Here is a 20,899-nt window from a genome sequence, read left to right as displayed (position 1 = left end):
CTATTCTCCGGTGTCCTTGGCGGTGACCTCGCCGGTCTTGATGTAGCGGGCGAGATTGGCGACGTGGCCGTCACCGGCGAGCTGTTCGATGACGTCGGCGCCCCACAGCACGCTCTGGGTGCCCTCGTGCTTGACCATGCCGGGGGAGACGCCGAGCCGGAAGCTGCCGGGCACGGTCTTGCCGTCGGTGTCGTAGGGCAGGACATCCAGCGGGCCGGGCCCGTCGGCGGCATACACGGCGCAGTCGGAGAGCACCGCGACCGGATACCGGCCGGTGGCCGCGGCCAGGTTCAGCATCTTGCGGTGCATGTTGATCCGGGCCCGGGAGATCACGGTGGCGCGGATGTCCGGGCGCCAGGTCGGCCGGGCGAGGGCAGGCCACGCCTGCCCCGGCTTCCAGCCACCGCCGCGCGCCTTCTCCTGCAGCTTGCCGATGCCGCCCTTGACGGTCATCTTGACGGCGTCCACGACGATTCCCAGCTCAGGATCACGGCTCTTGTAGCCGTCCATCGCGGTCAGGAACTCGGCCGGGGGCAGCTTCTCCGTGACGCCGAGGTCCGCCATGGTGGCGACGTAGGCATCGCGCAGCCGCTTGTACCAGCCGTCCAGGAACCGGCCGCTCTCGGAGCGCACCCACGCCTCCACAGGGGCCACCTCGTAGCCCAGTTCCACCGCGTAGGCCACGGTGGGGGTGGCGTACCAGGCCGGGTCCTGGGGGCGCTGGCCGGTCGGCGTGAACGGGCTGGGTAGCAGGTCGCCGTCGAGGTCGCGCCACTGCTTGCCGGCCTTCACCCGGTTCAGGTCGACGTGGGAGAGGTCGACCAGCCAGGAGCCCGGCAGCGCCGCATCGAAAGCCGGGTTGGTGACGTGCACCGGTGGCGAGGCAAGGCCGACGACGGCGCCGTTGGCGGCCGCGCCGAAGGCGAGGTTGACGTCGATGCCGACCAGGTGGCGCTTCATGCACTCCTCGTCGGTCAGGTCCCGTGCCCAGTCATAGGCCTCCTCGAACAGCCGCTCGCCGGGGCCACGCACATGGAACCGCGGCAGGTGCGCCAGGACGGGGTGCCCGTCGGTCGCCTCGCACGGGGCCGGGTCCATCGGTTCCGTGCCCAGCGACCCGGGCCGGTGTTCGGTGTGCCTTCTGCCGTCGGCGTCCGGTGCGCTGGCGCGGGTGGGTGGGTTCAGCGCGGTCATCAGCTGCAGGCCGGTGACGGCCGTGGACCCCACCGGTGTCATCACCCGCACCGCATACACGCCCAGCACCCGGGCCAGCTCCGCCGGCTCGAGCTGTGCGGCATGCCCCCACGCGCGGCCATCGAGGGCGCGCCACGAGGGGATGCACAGCTGCACGCATTGGCGCCGCCCGCCGTGGGCGGGGCGGTAGATCCGCGCCCACGGCCCCAGCCCCCGCTTGGTCAGCTTCCACTCGGCACGCTGAAGCTGCTTGATGACCTTGTGCCCCTCCGGCAGCCGCCCGGCAAGCCGCTCCTCGTGCGACAGCTCGGCGGGCAGGCCGTAGCGCTCGCACGCCGCGCGGGTGAGCACCAGCAGCGGATCGGCGTCCTTACCCGAGCCGTGCAGGCGCTCCGCCCCGAGCTGCGCCTCGGTCAGCGTCCATTCCACCAGCGCGGGCAGGGACTTGGCGGGCACGTCCATGATCAGGCCACCGATGCCGTAGCCGGTCACGTTCCGGTCGGCGTCGGCGTCGAGGACAAGCAACGGGCCGTGCGCGTACGCCCCTCCGGGCGCGGAGGTGTTCGCAAGAGCGGTCTTCGCCGCGGCGGGGCGCCGCGAACTTCGCGGCGCCTGTTCCGTACGCGGCAGCGACACAGCGGCCGGTGCTGCGTGCCGAACAGGCGCCGGGGGAGTGGCCGAGGGCTCCTCGGCCACGGGCGCGGCAGCAGCAGCCTCCGGTGCACCGCCCGTGTGAGGAGCCTCCGGCGCCCCGCCCGTAGGCCGAGCCTGCGCAGCGGGCGCTGCGGTAGTGAATGCCTGTGGCGCCGCGGTCTCCGTGTCCTCCTGCGGAGCGCCGGTGCTCTGGGGGGCGGGGTAGAGCTTGGCGAGCTGCTTCAGCAGGCGCGCGTAGGCCTCCCGCTCCGGGGGCCGGGGCTCGGCCTTGCCCGACTCCCAGCCACCCACGGTCGCCCGCCGCACGCCCAGGGCCGAGGCCACCTCGTCCAGGGTGAGCGCGTGAGCCTGCCGCAGCCGCCTGCGCTCGGCCGGCGGCGGCAGTGGGGAGCGGGACGCGACCAGCGCGTCGACCGCGTCGAACAACTCGGACATGGGGACACCTCCGCCCCCTAGTCTACCTCGAACGCCCTTTCAGCGTACCAATAGCGGACGATTGGCGTACAAAGACCGTACGGCGGGGGGCCGGGTGATAGCCGGGCTGAAATCCGCGCCATCGCCGACCGGCTCGGCCTGGCCCCGCTGACCGCACCCAGAACCCACCAGATCCTGCTCGACGCCGCTCCTGCGGTCGGCCTGACTGCAGTGAAGGTGGGCGCCGCCTGGCGGGCGGCCTCCGGGTTCGCACACGGCTACCTGCGCGCATCCCAGCCGCGGGCGGCCATACCCGGAGCTGGCCTGCCGCGGCCAGCGCGGCGCCGATGTCGCCTGTGCGGTGAGCCGATCGCGTTGCTCGGTGCGGCTGCGCTTGCGCAGCAGCCGGGCCCGGTCTGCCCGGGCACTGGGCCCCAGCACGCGCCGGGCGACGGCGGGGGAGGGCACCGCAGTGCCGGACTTGCTGGTTCACCCATCGAGCCGTCGTCGGGGCCCTGATACTCCGCGCATGACCACGCCGGGGAACTGACTACTGAGCGCACCCGGTGTACTGCACGCGAAACACCGTCCAGTTGCAGCCAGCCAATTAGGTGGATACCTGCGGTCCGCGTCGTCATGCTGTAGAGGTTTCTGAAGCGAGGGGGCAAGCGTGGACGGCGGTCAGCCGGAGAGCGTCGGACAGAGGCATCAACGCCGGCTGGAGGCTTTCGTAGTGAGGGCCCGCCGCGTGGAGGAACACTCGCTCGCGGCCGACTGGGATGCTCTCGCGAGGCTGTCCCAGATGAAGATCAATATCTTCTTCCGCGACGGCGAAGTGCGGATCCGGTGTGAACTGCCGCCAGAGGAGGTCGTGGAGTCCGCTGCGGCCCGCATCCGTCCGATCCTCCTGGAGACCGAGGACTGCTTCCACATGAAGACGCTGGCAGCGCTGGGATACTTCTGCCGAACATCACCAGGAGATGCGGACTGGATACGGGCTGTGCGTGCCGAATGGCAGACCCGTGTGAATCCCCCGACGCGTGAACAAGCCGGCTACCGGGTCATGATCGCGGACGCGGCCACCGGCGAGGACCACGATCTCGACGCCCACCGGCTGGCCAACGCCTGGATCTACGGCGATGTGGTGCACCACGATCCAGCACGGCGACGGGAAGGCGACCCATTCGGGCTGCGCGACCGCTACCGCGCGGCGGTACCACTGGTCGCCTGGGTCATGGTCGGCACGATTGAGCTCCTGAACTACATCCGAGCACTGCACGAGTCAGGCCTTCTGCAGCTCCGCCCAGAGGTCTTCGACAAGCCGGTCGCCCTGAAGTCCACCACCTGGGAAGAGACGGCCACGATGTATTTCGCCCCCGAGGGCACGCAAGCCCCGTCGCTGGCGAGCACCCCGTTGCCCGAGGGGTGGCTCCCCCTCGACAAGACAACGGACTTCTCGCTCTTCCAGCACGGCTCCGGAGGACAGCTTTGCAACGCAGAGCCCGCGCTGTCCCCAGCGGACCGGCCAGCACGCCCGCCTGCCGGCAGCTGGGCTAACGACCTCGTAGCAATCGCCACCTTCGCAGGCCTGCTAACCCGCATCGACGACCCCGCATAGCGGGCCGTCGGCAGGCCGCCGACGACCCGTCAGGGCTCTAGCGTGCGGCTGCGGAACCTCCCCACGCGCGGGGCACTGGGTGGCATTTGCGCAGCAGCCGCGCCGCGCCATGGAGTCGGGGCGCACGGCTTCGTCGGGTTCCTTGCACATCGGCAGGGTGCCGGGTGGCGCCGCGTGCTCGTCCTTGTGGTGGGCCCGCGGTGCCCAAAGCCGAGCAACTCCCCGGGTCGCGCGGCTAGGCCCAGGCGATACCGAGTTCTCGTAGTGCGGTGTCCAGGAGCGGTTGGTGTGATCAGAAGTGGGTGGGTTGGCCGGGGCTGATCAAGTTGGTGTGGAGGTGCGGTGAGGCGGCGTGAGGGGTTTGGGTGGTGGGCGCGGAGGCGAGGGCGGACCTTGGCATGTGGTCTGATCTGCTGTTTTCCAGGTAGCTGGCGGTAGTGATCAGGTCTTGCCACTTGGTTGGCCAGGGTCATGTTCAGTGATCGCTGGTATCGCCCAGAGGGGCGCGGGAGGATGCGCATGTCAGATGCGAAGTGGCCACAGATGCGCGTATAGGTGACTACCGTTTCTTCTCCGGTGATCAACAGGGGGCGGGAATGCGGACGGCGTCACTGCGTAAGGGCGAGAACGTGTCTCTGTTGACAGCGCGGACGGTGGTGTCAGTGGCGGTACAGGGGCTCTCCGCGGACGTGTCCGCGCTGCTGCTCGGCTCGGATGGCAAAGTGCGTGGCGATCATGACCTGGTTTTCTACAACCATCCGGCCCAGGAGGGTGTTTCCGTCGAGGGCGCTGCGGTCACTGCGAAGCTTTCTCGCCTGTCGGCAGGCGTGCACCGTGTGGTTGTTGTGGTGAGTGCTGATCCGCTGCAGTCAGGCGCCGTCTTCACCCGGGCACCGCAGCTGACGATCACCCAGAGCGGCGCCCCGTCGGCGTTGTTCACCGCGCCGGACTTCACTTCAGGGGAGACGGTCGTGGTCTTGGCGGAGCTGTACCGCCGCGGTGACGGCTGGAAGGTCCGGGCTGTGGGGCAGGGCTACGCCTCTGGCCTTGCTGGGCTGGCAACCGACTACGGCGTGGATGTCGATCCCGACCCGCATGCCGCGCTGATTCCAACGCAAACGCGCACGGCTGCGGCCGCTGCGGTGGACTTCACGAAGGTGGAGCGACAAGCTCCGGGCCTGTTGGCCCCCGCGCGGCAGGCCGGCCAGGCTCTCGCAGACCGTGGAATGACGGGGCGGCGAGCTGCCGTCTACCTGCTCTTGGATCATGACTGGCACATGGAAGAGCTGTGCGAGACGTTCGCCGTGCAGGCTTTCGCCGAACGAGTCCTGGCCCTGTCTGCCAACGTCGACGACGACGGCACGGTGCCCGTGATCTTCTCAAGTGGGGCGAGAGCCGTTCTTGGAGGAGATCCGGCTGGACAACTACCGCGGCCGCATCGGGTAGCTGCATACCCAGGTGGACTGGGGCTGGGGCAACGTCGTCGACGCGATGCGTCGCGCAGTCAGCCACTATCAGGAGTCCGGCGCTGCAGATCCCGCCTTCATCGTGACCCAGGTCGGTGACGAGCCCTGGGATAAGGCAGAGGTCCGCTCCACGCTCCAGAACACCGCTTCGCTGGGGATTGTCTGGCTTTTTGTCGGATTTGGCCGGGGGAAGCTCGCGTTTTACAAGAACCTCAATGCCTCCGCCTCTGTCACCTTCACTAACGTCGCGTTCTACGACGCCAGCAAGAACCGGGGATCGGTGCCCGGCGAGAGGTTCTACACGGGCCTGGTCGACGCCTTCGCCAACTGGATGCGGTGTAAGGCCTTGCATCGAGCCAGGCCTGGGCTGCTAACCACCGCAGCGGGTGCTCCCTGCCGACGCGGGGGTGTTCCGATGAGCGCGGCCGCTGGGTTCGCGGGAGCGACGCGACGCGGCGGTGTTCAGGTGGGGTACGGGCTCGGGCGCGTGGTGGACACGGCCCCCGGCCCGGACCCGGACCTGGACCCGGTCCCGTATACGGCCTCTCCGGCCGGTCGGCCGTCGCTGTGGTTCAGGAGTAGGTCATCGGGCAGTTGTACCGCAGGGAGTACTGCGCGGCGCGCAGGTAGAGCGCCACGTAGAAGGCCGCGTTCCGGTCCTCGGTCCACGGTCCCGGCCGCACCCGGGCAGTTCGCTCCGCCCCGCCTTCCAGGAACCACAGGCTCAGTGCGAGGTTCTCGCCTGCCGGTATCGCGTCAACGGGCAGTCCGACGGCGCCGGCCAGCCGCTCGGCCAGGGCGAGCACCTGCGGGGCCCCGGCGACCGCTGTCTCCTCGCCGGAGTACGTGGTGCCGACGGGGAGCACGATCTCCTCCTCCAGCGCGAACGGCACCAGCACGCTCCAGTCGAGCAGGGTTGACAGCTCCGCGTCGGTCAGCCGCGTCCTGCACAGCGCCACGAAGCCGTCCATGGACGGGCTGGCCTTCTCCTCGAACCAGCCCGGCGCCTCCCGTGCGGCTGGCCGCAGCTCGTAAGAGTAAGAGGGCAGCCCGCGCCGCTCCAGCTCGGTGTTCAGCGCGGCGGCGACGTCCCCGTACCCGTCCTCCCCCGGCCGCGACCAGTCCTGCGCGGCGACACTCACTAGATAGACACCCATGATCGCAACGTATCGGCCGCCACCGACAACGTCCCGCCCCTCCTGATCACCAGGGTGAACAAGGGATCGCGCTCGAGTACGGGGTTCCGGCAGCCATGTACGCGTTACGTGTGGAAGCCACCCCCGCGGACAGCCCCGAGGGTTATCGGCTTCGCCCGGCCAACAGCAGCAGGTGCATCGGCATCGCCGACAACGACACCACCCAGGGAGCCGAAGCGACCGAAGAACGTTGTACGGGCGCGGCCGACCAGCGGTTCCTCATCCGGCCGGGCTGACGGTCCGCACCGCGGCCGGGGGCGGGCCCAGAGCGCTCTCGCCGGGGGCCGCAGGATCGTCGTCTCGACGCTGAGAGCCCGGCGGGCGCGCGCTCGCACCGGGGTGTCGACCGTCCGGCGAGTTCCGGGCACGGCCGCGGCCTCCGGTCCTGCCGTTCGCCCATGATGGTCCGCGCACCGGCTGCGCCGACTCACCTGTCGCCGCTGGCGGTGCCGCACAGGGCGCCCGGCGTTCACCAGATGACTTCGCCGCTTCCCTGGGGACGCTGCTCCGCCCGTGCCCGGCAGGTGCGTTCCACCAGACCGGGCAGCCGCCCGGAAGTCCTCTCCGGTTCCAGGCGTCCCGATGGCGAAGGCGACCGCCCGGCGCACCTCCGGATGCTGCCGCAGCCCGCTCTGGGCCAGGCCGGTGGCGCTGGTTCAGACCACCGCCATCAGCGTCAGCGCGGCCACTACGGTGATCACCGCTACGGGAACCATGACCATCCGTGCCCGCTCCATCCTCGCTTGCACGCTCCCGCACCTGGTTGCCGAGCGTCCGCCGCGGCCCTCGGATGGTGTCCCGGCCGTGAGGTGTTCGCCGGTGGAGACGGGACCGAGAAGGATGCGGCACCAACCGCAGTCACTCCCTTCCTTGTCCTGCCGGGAGGCACCCGTCCTCCCGGCGAAGACCACCGGGGGCCCGTCCTCGTCGCACGTCGTCATGACGAGTTCAACGACCCGCCCAACGGTCGGCTACGTCCACGCGGTCCATCGTGATGCGGCCGTCACCGGACGTTCACGACCGGCCTCACCGGGACCGGCGTGTCGCTGCTGGTAGGAGTCGAGTCTGGGGGACGAGGTGTGCCCCGGGTGAACATCGGGTGATACTGGGCGTCTTGCAGACAGGGGGATGGGGGATGCCGGTGGTGGAGCGGTTCGGCCCGTATGCCGTCATGGAAGAGCTGGCCAGTGGGGGCATGGGCCGCGTCCTGCTCGCCCGTTCCCCGGGGGGCCGTATCGTCGCGGTGAAGACGCTCCTGGCCGACTCGGCCGACGACCGGCGGAGGTTCGCGCGCGAGGTACGGATCGCTCAACGGGTGCGCGGCATCTACACGGCGAGCGTGGTCGAGGCGGACGCCGAGGCCGCGGTGCCGTGGATGGCGACGGAGTACGTGCCCGCCCCGTCGCTGCGTGACCTGGTCGAAAGCTGCGGGGTGCTCGGGGCGGGCGCGCTGCACTGGGTGGCCGCCGGCATGGCCGAGGCGCTGCTCAGCATCCATGCGGCCGGACTGGTGCACCGGGACATCAAGCCGTCCAACGTGTTGCTGCCGGTGGAGGGCCCGCGGGTCATCGACTTCGGTATCTCACAGGCTCACGACGTCACCCGGACACAGGCGGCGCTGGGCACGGTGGCGTACGCGTCGCCCGAACAGGCGCGCGGTGAGCCGACGACCGCGGCGTCCGACGTGTTCTCTCTGGGTGCGACGCTCTTCCACCTCGCCGTGGGCCGTGTCCCCTACCGTGACGGCGGGGCCGGGTCGGCGCTGGAGCAGCTCGTGCGGACCGCGGCGGGTGAACTCGACGTCACGGGACTACCCGGCGACCTGGAGGAACTCATCCTGCCGTGCCTGCGATCCGACCCCGCCGCCCGGCCGGAGCCCGCGCAGATCGTGGCGCGCTCCCAGAAGCGGCTGGAAGAACGACCCGGCGCACGGGGAGGCGAGGACTGGCTGCCGGCGAACTGGATCGAGGCCATCGAGCGCCACCGCACCCAGCGCACGCGCGCGGTGCGGGAGGCCCGACGCCTGGTGGAGCCGGACGCTCGGACCCAGCCGGTCCCCCCGCCTGGGAGGACCGCGGACATGGCCATGGCGCCGGGCGCTGGCCAGGCAACCCGGCGGCCGAGAACCCTACTGCTGGCGGCCGGAGGGGCCGCTGCCGCTCTCGCCGTCGGCGCGCTCCTGGTTCTGCGTCCCTGGACCGCGGAGGCCGGCTCCAGCGGCGCGGGGAAACCGGACGGCCCCGTCGGCATCCTGCCGGTGCTGAGCCAGTCGCCCGGGGTCTGCCCCACGGACTCGCCCGCCGGACGCTCCTGGACATCGGACGACCGCCAGACCTGCGTGGTCACGGCCGACGAGACAGGGCTCACGGTGCGGCAGTTCAAGAGCGTCAGGGCCTACTACCAGTCGGACAACGGCCTGCACGGGTGGACTGTGGAAGTCACCCTGAACGACAGAGACCGGGCCGCCTTCTCCCGCCTCACCGACAAGGCGGCGGGGCAGCCCGGGCCCCAGAATGAGCTGGCCTTCGTCATCCGGGAGTCGGACCGCCTCCTTGCCAGCCCCGCCATAGTCGAGAAAATCCCCGGTTCCAGCCTCCAGGTCGCCGTCAATCTCAAGAAGAACGAGGCCCGCTTCATCGCCCAGACCCTGGGAGCCCCGTCCTGACACCGGCCCGGTCCGTGACCAGGTCCGGCGCGCCCTGGGCGGCCGGGAGACCCCATGTGTCGTCCGTGTCACCGTCTACGACCCCACGGTGGCCATGGGCCACCCCGCCGACGCCGGCCAGCCGGGCTTCCTCGTGACCGTACGGGCCGTCGGCGCCCTGCCCCCGCCACCGCTGCGTGCTATGAGCGTCCCCTACGAACGTGACCTGCTGGCACGGTCCTCTGGCCCCAGGCCCCGGTGCTTGCCGGCGTGACCATGGCGCTGCTGCGGGAGCAACTCGGCCACCGGGTCACCGCCGTCACCCTGGAGCAGGCCAGGCTGCTGCCGGTCGCCTTCGCCACCAACGCCTCCATTGGCGTACGCGCCGGGACGAGCGTGACCGGACGCGCGAGACCGGGCATCTTCGCACGCCGCGCCATGGCACCTGGCACTTCTGGGGCGGCGCGTCCGTCGCGTCGAGGCACCGTCACCCCCACACCACCACTGCCGGCCGGCCCGATCACGCCCGCTTACCCGCCGCCGTGTGCAGCAGGGGGCGCGGCAAGGCGGTCACGTCCTTGCCGCACCCCCTGCCGTCAGAACTGGGGCGAGCGTGGTCTCTGCCCGCTCACCGGCAGACGGCGATACACGGCGGCCGCCTCGTCCGCCGTCGTGTTCGGCGCACGTCTGCCTGACGCCTCGGCACGTGCCGCTTCCGCCAGCGCGGCGACCACGGCGTCGTTGGCCTCCCGGCTGCCGATGGTGACCCGGACTCCCTCCCCGGGGTAGTGGCGCACCTCGACTCCAGCCGCGGCAAGAGCCATGGCACCTTCGTCGACGGGATCGGGCGCCGTGAGCCAGAGGGAGTTGGCGTGGCTCGGGCGTACCCGCCAACCGAGGTCGACGAGTTGGTGCCAGAGCCGTTCGCGTTCGGCGACCACGGCGTCCACGCGTCGGCGCAGTTCACCGCCGGCCTCCAGCGAGGCCTTGACCGCCGCCGTGGCCACCGCATTGATCCCGAAGGGCAGTTGCTGCCGGCGGATTCGCGCCACCAGGTCGGAGACGCCGAGTCCGTAACCGACCCGCAGGGCGGCAAGGCCGTAGGCCTTGGAGAAGGTGCGCAGGACGAGCAGGTTGGGGTGTGAGTCCACGAGCGCGGGTGTGTCCGGCAGGGCGGTGTGGCGAGCGAACTCCACGTACGCCTCGTCGAGCAGCACGGTGACGTGCCGGGGCACCTGCCGCAGGAACACCGACAGCGCGTCCGCGGTGATGAGGCTTCCGGTGGGGTTGTGGGGATTGCACAGCACCACGACACGCGTGCGGTGGTCGAGCGCCGCGAGCAGGGCGCCCAGGTCCTGGTGACCGTCCGCGGACAGGGGTACCGGGACGGTGCGCGCGCCGGCCATCGTGGCCAGCAGGGGATAGGCGTCGAACGTCCGCCAGCTGTAGACGACCGTGTCGCCGGGGCGGACCACGGCCTGGAGCAACTGCAGGGCCACACCCACCGATCCGCTGCCGACCGCGACCCGGTCGGAGGTCACCCGGCACCATGCGGCGATCCGCTCGGTGAGCTCGTCGGGATGGAACGACGGGTAGCGGTGGGCCTGCGCGACGGCCCGTTGCATCGCCTCGCGGACCGAGGGCAGCGGAGGATACGGGCTCTCGTTGAGGGCGAGTCGGTGGAGTACGGGGATGTCCATCGCTCAGTTCCGTCCACCGTGCCAGCGGACGGCGACGGCACCGGCGAAGTCGCCCGCGTGGGCGAATCCTCCGAGCACCACCAGGTCGCCGTCCTCGACCTGCCGGGAGTCGATCGCGCGGTCGAAGGTGATCGGGATGGCCGCGCCGAACAGGTTCCCGCACTCGTCGAACGTGTGCAGGTGCCGTTCGGGCGGCAGTTGCAGTGCCTCCCGCCAGTTCCGCAGAAAGGTCCGGTTGGGCTGGTTGGTGATGAGGACGTCGATCTCGGTGGTCGCCACGCCGAGCCGTCGGCACAGGTCCGTGACCACCTCGGGGACGAGGCGGTTCCCGCGTGCGAGAACCCTGGCGACGCTGGCGTCGGTGAACCCGATCCGCAGCTGGGACTTGCCCGGCTCCCAGTACTTGCGGCCATCGTCGACCGCTACGGTCATGTCACCGGCGTACTCGCCGATGTGCCGGGTCTCCACGTCGAGGACCGGGGCGTCGGCCGACGTCGTCACGTACCCCACGCCGCAGCCGTCGCCCGGGATCGCGGCCTGGGCCAGCCTGCGCACCTCGGACTGGGTGAACCACTGTCCCGCGGCGCTTTGGGCATTGCAGATCAGGGCGGTCTTCGCATCGGTGGTGGTGAGGATCTGCCGGGCCAGCTTCAGCATGTACACGAAGGAGGCGCAGCCGGCGTTGGCCACGTCGACGAGCCACTCCGGGTTCAGGCCCAGCCGGCGGGCCACCTCGGTGCCGGCGCCGACGAACGGCAAGTCCGGCAGCTGGCTGTGCACCAGCAGTACGTCGACGCCGCGGATCTCTTTGCTGCCGTGCCGTTCGATCAGGGGCTGTACGGCGCGTTCGACCATGTCCGCGTTGGTCTCGCCGGCGGCCACGTGGTGCCGTAACGGCGGGACCTTGAACATGGGGTGGTTGCGGAGCTTGTCCTCGGCTCCCGGGTACTCGGTGTAGAACTCGGCGGGGACCGGCTCGCCGGGAAGGTAGCTCGCGACGTCGGTGAGGCTTACCGTCGTCACCGCGCCACCGCCCTCGAAGGAGCCACGCTGACCGGCAGGCCGTTGCGGTGGCGGTGTTCCAGGATCGCCTTGAGGTTGTTCATCTCCACGGTGTGCCCTGCGTAGAAGAGGTCCCAGTAGTCGCCGACCCAGGGCCGGTCCGGGCGGGGCGCCTGCTCAGGGTGCGGGTTGGCGTCGTAGTAGGGGTGCCGGCAGTTGGTCCAGGTGATCACCGAGCCCGGCTTGTCGAGTACCAGTCGGGCCGGGATCACGCGCATCAGGTAGATCATCCACAGCTTCTCGCCCTGGTCCCACGAGCAGTGGTAGTCGACGGTCATTGCCTCGGGATGGGCGACCACCTCGCAGTAGATCTTGGTGTCGTCCTCGAGCCGGTCGTGGCCGACCCACAGCCCGGGTGTGCCGGAGGGCGCGAAGTCCCGCAGGCTGCAGGTCCACTCCTCCAGGTGGTGACCCTGGCGCAGGTAGTCGTAGGCCGACTCCGGGGGGCAGTCGACGTACTCGTGAATGGTGCAGTACTGCCCGTAGACCTGGTGGTGCGGGTAAACGGCGTGGGTGAGCTCCATGCAGTGGGCAGTCAGCTCCTCCTTGCCGGAGTTCTCGATCCGTATCAGACCGGGGATGTCAGCCAACGTGGACGATGCCTCGCTCATCTGAACTCTCCTTGGTTTCGGTGCTGTTGGTGCTCTCGGTGATTTCGGTGAAGGACTGGAAGGGAAGGAACGGCGGGATCTCCCGCGGGTCGCAGTCCACCGCGACGAAGGCCGGGCCGCCGCCCGCGTTGCCGCGCAGCAGCGCCGTGCGCAGGTGCGCCGCGTCACCGGCCCTTGTCGCCTTCAGGGACGGGAAGGCTGCGGCCACCGCGGCGGCGAGGTCGGTCCGGGCGAACACGTCGTCGTCGCGGACGCCGCCCTGGAAGAACTCCTCCCGCAGCGCGCACATGGCGTGGGCGTTGTTGTTGAAGATCACGAACGTGACGGGTGCCGCGTACTCCACCGCGGTGTGCACTTCCATGCCGTGCATGAAGAAGGACCCGTCTCCGGCGAGGACGTAGGTGCGTCGGCCGGTGGCGAGCGCGGCGCCGATGCCGGCGCCGAAGGTATAGCCCATGCCGCCCATGCCGACCGCCACCACGAACCGGCCGCGGCGTGGTGCCGGGAGCAGATGGATGGCGCTGGCCCCTGCGTTGCCCGCGTCCACGAAGACGTGTGCGTCCTGGGGGAGTGCCGCCTCCACCGCGGCGAGCGCCTGGACATGGGGGATAGTTCGCTCACGCCCCTGGGAGGGCCGGCTCGGCACGGGGGTGGGAAGGGGACCGGAGTGCGCAGGACACGGGCGTGGCCGGGGCGGCAGGCGGGCGGTCACCGCGCGCAGCGCGTCCCGCAGGTTCCCGCCCAGCGTGGTGGCTGCCACGAACGGCGGTTCGGGGCCGAGGCAGACGACGTGGGTGGTGGCCAGGGCTTGGTCGAGGCCGCCGCGTGCCAGGAGCGGCAGCCGGGTACCGACCAGCAGGCATACGTCGGCCCGCCGCAGACATTCCTCGACGTTGGCGTGGCCCATCACCCCGGCCACGCCCGCGAATTGCGGATCACGGTTGTCGAAGACGTCCTTGGCGTCCGGGGTGACCGCCACCCAAGCCCCGAGCCGACGGGCCAGTTCGTCCAGCTCCGTACGCGCGTCTGCGGCGGCGAGATCTTCACCGGCGATGACCAGGACGCGGCCGGCACCCCGGAGGGTGTCCGACACGGCGGTGAGTGCGGCCGGGTCGAGCCGCGCCGCTGATGACGCCGGCCCCGGCACGCACGGTGCCCGGGCCGCGTCGCGGCCGGGCATCCGGATCCGTGCCTGCTGCACGTCTTTGGGCAGCAGCAGGACGGCCGGCCCGCGTGGATAAGCCTGGGCCGCCGCCATCGCCCGGGGCAGCAGATCCCTGAGCGCGTCCGCCTCATCGACCCGGGCGCAGAACCGGGAGACGGGTGCGAAAACCTCCCGGGCGTCGAAGGAACCCGCCTTGCCGCTGGAGTCCTGGAACGCACCGTGGCCTTCCTGGCCGGTCGGCGGCTGGCCCACCAGGGCCAGCAAGGGCACCCGTGAGGCATGGGCCTCCGCAAGGCCCGGTACGAGATTCATCGCCCCACCGCCCGAGGTGGCGGCGACGACGCCGATGCGCCCGGTGGTGCGTGCGTATCCGTCCGCCATGGTGACGGCGGAGAACTCGTGTTTGGCTACGACGCCGCGGACGGTGCCGCAGCGGTGCACGGCGTCATACAGGTCCTCGATGTTCGCGCCGCCGACGCCGAACAGGTGGGTGACGCCGGCCGCGGCGAGTTCCGCGGCCAGATGGTCGACCAGGCGGACCGTCTGCGTCTCGCATAAGTGCGAGGTCGTGCTGGTCATACGGGGCTCCTGTCCCTCTCATGGTGCCGGTCGATGAGACCGGATGGCGAGATGGCCTGAAAGCGGTGCCGGTATTCCTTGGGGGTGAGTCCCAGGATTCGTCCGAAGGAGCGGAAGAAGGTCTCCGGGGCGGCGAATCCGCAGCGGCCGGCTATCTCGCTGATCGTCAGATCGGTGGTTTCCAGTAGTTCGCGTGCGCGAGCGATACGCGTCCGCTCCACGTACTGGCCGGGTGTCGTGCCGACCTCACGCCGGAAGACCCGGGCGAAGTTGCGCTGACTCATGTTGGCTTGCCGGGCGATCTCGGCCACGGGCAGCGGGCGGTGCAGGTTACGCAGAATCCACTCCTGTGCCGCCCTGATCGGCGGATGATCGGCCAGCTGGGCGTCGAGGACGGCGCTGTACTGGGACTGTCCTCCGTGCCGCTTGAAGAACAGCACCAGAAACCGTGCCGTCTCCAGCGCGAGCGCCGCACCGTGATCGGCCTCCACCAGAGCCAGCGCCATGTCGATGCCCGTCGACACGCCCGCGGATGTCACGAAGGGCCCGTCCCAGACGAAGATCGGCTCTGCATCCACCGTCACGTCCGGATAGCGGTCGGCCATCGCCTCGCTGTACGCCCAGTGGGTGGTGGCGCGTCTGCCGTCGAGAAGGCCGGCCTCGGCCAGCAGGAAGGCTCCGCCGCATACGGAAGCGATTCTGCGCGACCGTGCGGCTGCCCCGCCGATCCAGGAGACCAGCCCCCGGTCCCGAAGCGCGTAGTGGAGACTCCAGCCTCCGGGCACGAGGAGCGTGTCGATCGGCCCCTGCCCCGCCTCCAGGGGTGAGGCCTCCACGAGCATTCCCGAACTCATGCGCACCAGTGGCGCGTCGGCGGAGACGAAGTCCACGCGGTAGGGGGCGCCCGAGGGGCCGAGGAGCCGGTTGGCGGTATCGAACACTTCAATCGGTCCGGTGATGTCCAGGGCCATCGAGCCCGCGTACACCACCACAACAACACGTCGCTCCAACACGGTCACAGCCTGTATCGTCCGTCGCACTGGCTGCAATGACAGTTTATTGACGTATCCGGCCAACGAGCGGTCCGTGGGCGGGGGACAGGGGTGCTGGCCAGGCACTTCGAGGGTTCGGTCGCAGAGTGCCGGTGAGGCAGCTCACAGGGGCGCCGGTACGGTTGTGCGGGCGGCCGGTTCTGTCCTGGCCTTGGCGAGGACCGGGCCGTGGACGAGTCCGCGGAGAAGGGCGGTTGACCGTGTCGCCCCCGCGCACCGTGCCGGTCGTCGGCCCCCGGCCTCGAGGGTGCGGGCGGGCACATCCGGGCGTGCGACCCGTCAGAGACACCGGCGGGCGTTGAGCCGCGCGGCCCGTCAGGTGGTCGCGCTCGGCGAGGTTGGGCGCCTTGTGGGCCGCCTCCGCGTACAGCCGTGCCGCCGTCGCCAGGTCACCGTCACGCTCGTGGAGGTACGCTGCCACCGCGGCGTGGCGGGGCAGTGAGTCGTCCAGCGCCGCGAGCGCCGCCAGGCCCGCGCGCGGTCCGTCGGCCTCCCCGACGGCCACCGCGCGGTTGAGCCGGACGACCGGGCTGTCGGTCAGCCGCGCGAGCTCGTCGTACCACTCGACGATCTGCACCCAGTCGGTCTCCTCCGCACTGGGCGCGTCAGCGTGGAGTGCCGCGATGGCGGCCTGGGCCTGGAACTCGCCCAGCCGGTCGCGGGCGAGCGCCGCCTGCAGGATCTCCACCCCCTCGGCGATCATCTCGGTGTCCCACCGGCCGCGGTCCTGCTCGGCGAGCGGCACCAGGCTGCCGTCGGGCGCGGTGCGGGCGGCGCGCCGGGCGTGGTGGAGCAGCATGAGGGCGAGCAGCCCCGCCACCTCGGGGTGGTCGATCGCGGCCGCGAGCTGCCGGGTGAGCCGGATGGCCTCGGCGGCGAGGTCGACGTCGCCGGAGTAGCCTTCGTTGAAGACCAGGTAGAGAACGCGCAGCACGGTGGCGACGTCGCCGGGCTGGTCGAACCGCACGCCGGAGACGGTGCGCTTGGCCCGGCTGATGCGCTGCGCCATGGTCGCCTCGGGCACCAGGTACGCCTGGGCGATCTGGCGGGTGGTCAGCCCACCGACGGCACGCAGCGTGAGCGCGACCGCGGACGACGTCGTCAGCGACGGGTGGGCGCACAAGAAATACAGCCGGAGCGTGTCGTCCACCGCGGGCACGGGCCCGGGCGCCGGCTCGTCGTCGACGAGGTCCTCACGCCGGCGGCGGGCGGCCTCCGCCCGGGTCGCGTCGAGGAACCGGCGCCAGGCCACGGTGACCAGCCAGCCCTTGGGGTCCCGTGGTGGGTCGGCGGGCCAGACGCGGACCGCCTCGACCAGCGCGTCCTGTACGGCGTCCTCGGCCGCCGCGAAGTCGGCTCCGCGGCGGACGAGAATTGCGAGCACGCTCGGCGTGAGGCTCCGGAGCAGGATCTCGTCCACCTCAGGGGTCACTCCGTGACGGTGGGCGGCGCGGCCAGGAACGGGCGCACCTCGAGCCACTCGTGGATCGGCTTCCCGCCCGCCCCGGGAGCGGCCGACAACTCCCCGGCCAGCTCGATGGCGCGCTCGTAGCTGTCGACGTCGATCACCATCCAGCCGGCGATGAGGTCCTTGGTCTCGGCGAACGGACCGTCGGTGACCGGCGGGCGACCCTCGCCGTCGTACCGGACGAACGTCCCCTCGGGGGCCAGTGCCTGACCGTCGACGAACTCGCCGGTCCCCTCCAGCCGGACCGCGAAGTCGTGCATGTACTGCATGTGGGCCGAGATCTCCTCCGGCGTCCACTGGTCCATGGGGACGTCGTTGACCGCAGCCGGGGCGCCGCGGTAGTGCTTCAGCAGCAAGTACTTGGCCATGACGTTTCTCCTCGGTGCTGTGCGACCCATTGTGGCCGCCTTCACCTCGGGGACGGAGCCGGTCACGGGTTCTCGACATCACCGTCGGATTCACTTCGGCACGCCGGCGCGGGTGCCGGCGGCCGACTTCGAGATTCCTGAGAGGCAAGATCGAAACCGGCCGGGCCCCGACCCCGGCCTTCTTCACGGTGGCAGCCCTGGCCCACGCGCTGCGCCTGTCCCTGGACGACCTCGCCGGCGCCTGCGCGGAAGACGCCGAAGGCGGCGGGCAGACCATGCCGGCGTGACGGTCAGGCTCGGGCGCTGACCACTTGGGGGGAGGGTGGTGTCGTCGTTCGCAGCCGCGACGCCGCCCTTCGCGGGCAGTTGTTCGTTCTCTTCCCGCCGGGCTGTGTGGAATGAGGGGGAGGGGGAACGTCGCAAGGCGCGAGCATGCCCTTCGACGCGCGAAAGAAACACACCGTCTGTACGCTTGTAAGGCCGAAGTAAGGGCATCCGGTGGCCAGGAGGTTGATAACGATGGTTCCCCTGCTTCTGGTTCTTCTTCTGGCTCTGATCCTCTTCGGTGCGGGCTTCGCGCTGAAGGCGCTGTGGTGGATCGCGGTGATTGTTCTCGTCGTGTGGCTGCTGGGCTTCGTGGTCCGGCCCGCGGGCAGCGGCGGCCGCAAGGGCCGTTGGTACCGCTGGTAGCAGCGCACCTCATCCAGCACGACACACACCAGACGTGATGGTGTGCGGTGGGGCCCGGCCAGGGACGGCCGGGCCCCACTCGTGCGACGCCTGACGCCACTCATCCCGACGCCTGGCGCAGGAGGTGCCGCCCAGGCGGGCCGGGGAGGGATCGGGCGTATCGGACGCATCCGGGGGTAGCTGGAGAAAGCACCGGCCCTCGGTGGAGCAGCAGTGGAACCCTGCACCTCCGATCCGCGGAGGGCCGGTGTCGCCGTGTTGTACCCGGCTGCGCCTCTCGCGGCCGTGGTCCGCGTCCTTTCCCGCCACCGGGTGGTGTCCTCCCCAACGGAATTTTGCCTGCCCTTGGTGTTGCGGCGCCCGCTGTGAGACAGTCTCACGCACAGGCGGTGGACCAACGCGGCATGCAGGAAGTCCCTTGCGTGCCACCGGAGTTCACCGATCCCCCCATCGGTTTGAAAGGCAAGCACCAACATGAGGATGAACCGCCTCAAGCGGTACGGCGGCCGGATGCTGGCCACTGCGGTGGCGACCTGCGGAATGGCCGCGACAGCGGCCGTCCCCGCTGCCGCACAGGACCAACCGACCCGTCAGGAACTGCGGGCGGACTGCGAGTCGGGCATAGGCAAGTGCACCTTCAACTCACCGCGGTTGGGTGAGGCCTACCTCGGAAGCTTCCGTCAGGTCTCCGACTATCTGTTCAACTGCAGCACGTCGGACGCCGCCCAGACCATGACCTGGAGCGACACGGTCGGCACCACCGACTCGCTCGGTCTCTCGGTCACCGCCGGCGGCAAGATCGCAGGCATCATCGACCTGAGCGTGACGGCGAGCTACAACCACAGCTGGTCAAGCACTCATGCCGAGTCCAGCTCGCTCAACGTGACCGTGAAGCCGGGTGAAGTCGGCTGGATCTCCCGGGCCCAGGTCATGCAGCGGGTCACCGGTACGTGGCAGACCCACTACGACAGCCCTGAGTGGGGCCACTACTACTGGTTCTTCGAGGACACCGTCACGGGCCCCGCCGAGAACGGCACCGGCGGCAAGAACAGCGTCGTCGTCGTCAAATCCCGCAGGATGACCGCCACGGAGAAGCGTTCCTGCGTGGCCAACCGCCACCGGGGCCACGCCTTCGTGCAAGAGCGCTGAGAACCAGGCCAGGGCCTGTCCGGCGGAGCTTGCCGGACAGGCCGCTGGTCCAGGAGGGCTCAGCGCTTGAGCGTGAAGGTGAAGTCGCCGGAGAGCCTGCCGCTCAGCCTGACTGCCGAAACGAGATTCCCCTCCGTGATCAGTCCTTCGTCCTCGGCCCGCGAAAGACCGCAGCCTTCAGCGATCAGTCGCACCGGCCGGACGGGGATCCGCGCGGCAAAGCGCACCGAGACGTCGATCACCTCGCGGTCCAGGTGATCCGATCCGCGCGTTCGGGCAGGCGGACGCCTCTCAAGCCGACGGCAGTTGCTGTGCCACGGTGTGCAACGGGGGCTGAAGGCCGTACTAGGGGAGCACTCGGTCGTGGACGGGGGTGATTGTGGGAGATGGAGTCACAGGCGGCACAGTGCCGAGATGCTCAACCCGCGCGCCTATGGGGACCCTGCGCGATCCCGCTCGGGTGGCAATTGTGCTGGACAGCAACTATCGCGGTGTACGGGTGGGTAGCATCCGGCAGCATCATCCGAGGTATTTAGGGGCGGGGCCGAGCGCGTTGCCGCGCCCGACCCGCTGCATCCCGGTCAGCGCCGCACAGGTTGCGGGGCTAAGCCATACCTCGCGCACGGTCCACCCCGCCGCCCCGCCCCTCCGCGGAGCAGCCCTGCCCGGCACACCGGCCAACGGGATCTCACCTCGGGAAGGACCCCGCGTGTTCACCACCCGCGACACCCTCCACCAGGAGCTCACCACCACCGGCACCTTCAACGGCCTCTACACCGCGCTCATGGCCTCCCAACCACCTCTGGCTGTCCGCACGCACTCCGACCGGAGCACGGGCCTCGTGTTCTTCGAGCAAAACCCTCGCTTCCGCAACAGCCCGATCAGGGGCACCATCACCTTCGCCCCCGACTCCGGCGCCATCATCCTGGCCGCCGACGGCTACAGCGGTCCCCGCTGGCATTCGGCACTCGAACGCCTCGCCCCGGCGACCGAGTGGTCGTGGCAGCCCGCCACCAACCACAAGCCCGGCACCCTCGAGGGCACGCTCCGCCTGGGGGCGAGCGTCACCGCCGAGACTTGCATCGGCAGCTCACACCACCAGGGTGATGTCGCCGATGCAGCCCTCGCGCTGATCCCAGCCGACCGCGATCACTGCGAATCGGCCTGGACCCTGGCGGTGGCCACCTTGGGCGTCCTGGTGACCGAGGACCCCGCCTACCGATCCCCAGTCCTGCCAGCTCCCGACCTCAGCACGCTCACCTGCCCCGCCACCGACTACCCGGCCGCCATCGTCACCGTTGCGGAAGTCCTCGCGCGCCTGGACGAGAACGAGGACTTCGACACCGCCCGCTACCACGATCCGAACTGGCCCGCAGGCGCCGAAGGCGCGGCCGTCCGAGCCCTGCGCGATTTCCGCGACGCCCTCATCCACGCCATCCCCTGCCAGCAGTCCGAGCAGCGGAACCCTGACCCCGATTCCGCCGACCGTGACGAGCGCGGCGACGGCCTCGGAGGGATGGAGGCGTAACCGCCCACGAAGGGCCCTCGGCCCCGCACTCGCGGCGTCGAGGGCCAACCTCGTGTGCCAGGCCGGTCGCCAACAGCCCCGTCGGCGTTCCGGGGCCCAGGCGCAGTCAGGCATGCTGCGCCACCCCTGGTGCAACGGCCGGTGGTTGCGCCGGTAACTGCGCGCACAGCCAGGGTTCCCCAGCCTCAGGACAGCCCCGTCCGGAGTGGAAGAGCACGCGTTCCGTGCCGCTTCTCTCTCCCAGGCGGCCCTAGGGCCTGTGTGACGTTGTGATCAGCCAGTTGCCTTCAGCAGGTCGTTGATCCAGATCATTGAGGCACGGAGGTGGAGGCCGGCGAGGT

General features: G+C 70.3%; 16 protein-coding genes and 3 pseudogenes. 9 read left to right on the top strand and 10 right to left on the bottom strand.

All coding sequences use genetic code 11. The annotated features are described in order from the left end of the window. Positions 1 to 2,283 (bottom strand): telomere-associated protein Tap, encoded by a 2,283-nt coding sequence (tap, locus tag AC07C1_RS39175; protein WP_478946897.1) that lies wholly within the window; start codon positions 2,281 to 2,283, stop codon positions 1 to 3. 781 nt (positions 2,284 to 3,064) lie between these two features. On the opposite strand from tap, the gene AC07C1_RS39170 reads away from it, so the two are divergent. The 3 genes and pseudogenes from AC07C1_RS39170 to AC07C1_RS39160 all read left to right on the top strand — a co-directional run. Next, positions 3,065 to 3,880 (top strand): hypothetical protein, encoded by an 816-nt coding sequence (locus tag AC07C1_RS39170; protein WP_478946896.1) that lies wholly within the window; start codon positions 3,065 to 3,067, stop codon positions 3,878 to 3,880. A gap of 596 nt (positions 3,881 to 4,476) precedes the next feature. Beyond that, positions 4,477 to 5,445: a TerD family protein gene (locus AC07C1_RS39165; RefSeq protein ID WP_478946895.1), complete on the top strand. Its 969-nt coding sequence runs from the start codon at positions 4,477 to 4,479 to the stop codon at positions 5,443 to 5,445. Further along, positions 5,372 to 5,626 (top strand): annotated as a pseudogene (locus tag AC07C1_RS39160) (vWA domain-containing protein); the annotation flags it as partial. The gene AC07C1_RS39165 and the pseudogene AC07C1_RS39160, both read left to right, overlap by 74 nt. Positions 5,627 to 5,918: 292 nt before the next feature. Here the strand turns inward: AC07C1_RS39160 and AC07C1_RS39155 are convergent. After that, positions 5,919 to 6,503, bottom strand: coding sequence for a hypothetical protein (locus AC07C1_RS39155; protein WP_478946894.1), 585 nt, complete (start codon positions 6,501 to 6,503; stop codon positions 5,919 to 5,921). 110 nt (positions 6,504 to 6,613) lie between these two features. Here AC07C1_RS39155 and AC07C1_RS39150 point away from each other — a divergent pair, with 110 nt between their 5' ends. After that, complete coding sequence (locus AC07C1_RS39150) at positions 6,614 to 6,778, top strand: RICIN domain-containing protein (protein ID WP_478946893.1); 165 nt, start codon at positions 6,614 to 6,616, stop codon at positions 6,776 to 6,778. A gap of 878 nt (positions 6,779 to 7,656) precedes the next feature. After that, on the top strand, positions 7,657 to 9,207 hold the full coding sequence (locus AC07C1_RS39145; protein ID WP_478946892.1) for a serine/threonine-protein kinase: 1,551 nt from the start codon (positions 7,657 to 7,659) through the stop codon (positions 9,205 to 9,207). A 575-nt stretch (positions 9,208 to 9,782) separates the two neighbouring features. Here AC07C1_RS39145 and AC07C1_RS39140 read toward each other — a convergent pair. The 7 genes and pseudogenes from AC07C1_RS39140 to AC07C1_RS39110 form a co-directional block, all read right to left on the bottom strand. After that, positions 9,783 to 10,886, bottom strand: a complete 1,104-nt coding sequence (locus tag AC07C1_RS39140; protein WP_478946891.1) for a histidinol-phosphate transaminase — start codon at positions 10,884 to 10,886, stop codon at positions 9,783 to 9,785. Positions 10,887 to 10,889: 3 nt separating this feature from the next. Next, positions 10,890 to 11,909: a ketoacyl-ACP synthase III family protein gene (locus AC07C1_RS39135; protein WP_478946890.1), complete on the bottom strand. Its 1,020-nt coding sequence runs from the start codon at positions 11,907 to 11,909 to the stop codon at positions 10,890 to 10,892. Beyond that, positions 11,906 to 12,559, bottom strand: a complete 654-nt coding sequence (locus AC07C1_RS39130) for an SRPBCC family protein (protein ID WP_478946889.1) — start codon at positions 12,557 to 12,559, stop codon at positions 11,906 to 11,908. The genes AC07C1_RS39135 and AC07C1_RS39130 overlap by 4 nt, the downstream gene beginning before the upstream one ends. Next, positions 12,531 to 14,303, bottom strand: a complete 1,773-nt coding sequence (locus AC07C1_RS39125; RefSeq protein ID WP_478946888.1) for a thiamine pyrophosphate-binding protein — start codon at positions 14,301 to 14,303, stop codon at positions 12,531 to 12,533. The genes AC07C1_RS39130 and AC07C1_RS39125 overlap by 29 nt, the downstream gene beginning before the upstream one ends. Then, positions 14,300 to 15,316 carry a GlxA family transcriptional regulator gene (locus AC07C1_RS39120; protein WP_478946913.1) on the bottom strand — a complete coding sequence of 339 codons (1,017 nt, stop codon included), beginning with the start codon at positions 15,314 to 15,316 and terminating at the stop codon, positions 14,300 to 14,302. Before AC07C1_RS39120 ends, AC07C1_RS39125 begins: the two co-directional genes overlap by 4 nt. 337 nt (positions 15,317 to 15,653) lie before the next feature. After that, a pseudogene (locus AC07C1_RS39115) lies at positions 15,654 to 16,775 on the bottom strand (RNA polymerase sigma factor); the annotation flags it as partial. Between the two features lie 8 nt (positions 16,776 to 16,783). After that, entirely contained in the window at positions 16,784 to 17,191 is a 408-nt protein-coding gene (locus tag AC07C1_RS39110) for a YciI family protein (RefSeq protein WP_478946887.1), read from the bottom strand. A 14-nt stretch (positions 17,192 to 17,205) separates the two neighbouring features. Here AC07C1_RS39110 and AC07C1_RS39105 point away from each other — a divergent pair, with 14 nt between their 5' ends. The 3 genes from AC07C1_RS39105 (at position 17,206) to AC07C1_RS39095 (ending at position 19,030) form a co-directional block, all read left to right on the top strand. Further along, a complete protein-coding gene (locus tag AC07C1_RS39105; protein ID WP_478946886.1) occupies positions 17,206 to 17,478 on the top strand; it encodes an XRE family transcriptional regulator in 273 nt (90 codons plus the stop codon). Positions 17,479 to 17,710: 232 nt separating this feature from the next. Continuing rightward, complete coding sequence (locus tag AC07C1_RS39100; protein ID WP_199209256.1) at positions 17,711 to 17,881, top strand: DUF5670 family protein; 171 nt, start codon at positions 17,711 to 17,713, stop codon at positions 17,879 to 17,881. Between the two features lie 480 nt (positions 17,882 to 18,361). Further along, positions 18,362 to 19,030, top strand: coding sequence for a hypothetical protein (locus AC07C1_RS39095; protein WP_478946885.1), 669 nt, complete (start codon positions 18,362 to 18,364; stop codon positions 19,028 to 19,030). A gap of 59 nt (positions 19,031 to 19,089) precedes the next feature. Here AC07C1_RS39095 and AC07C1_RS39090 read toward each other — a convergent pair. Beyond that, positions 19,090 to 19,302: pseudogene (locus AC07C1_RS39090) on the bottom strand (DUF1062 domain-containing protein); the annotation flags it as partial. A gap of 437 nt (positions 19,303 to 19,739) precedes the next feature. On the opposite strand from AC07C1_RS39090, the gene AC07C1_RS39085 reads away from it, so the two are divergent. Beyond that, positions 19,740 to 20,558: a hypothetical protein gene (locus AC07C1_RS39085; RefSeq protein ID WP_478946884.1), complete on the top strand. Its 819-nt coding sequence runs from the start codon at positions 19,740 to 19,742 to the stop codon at positions 20,556 to 20,558. Positions 20,559 to 20,899: the final 341 nt, after the last annotated feature.

Source organism: Streptomyces sp. NPDC045022 (assembly GCF_056432605.1).
The sequence above is the reverse complement of the archived record's forward strand: the minus strand, read 5'-3'. Positions and strand labels throughout refer to the sequence as shown.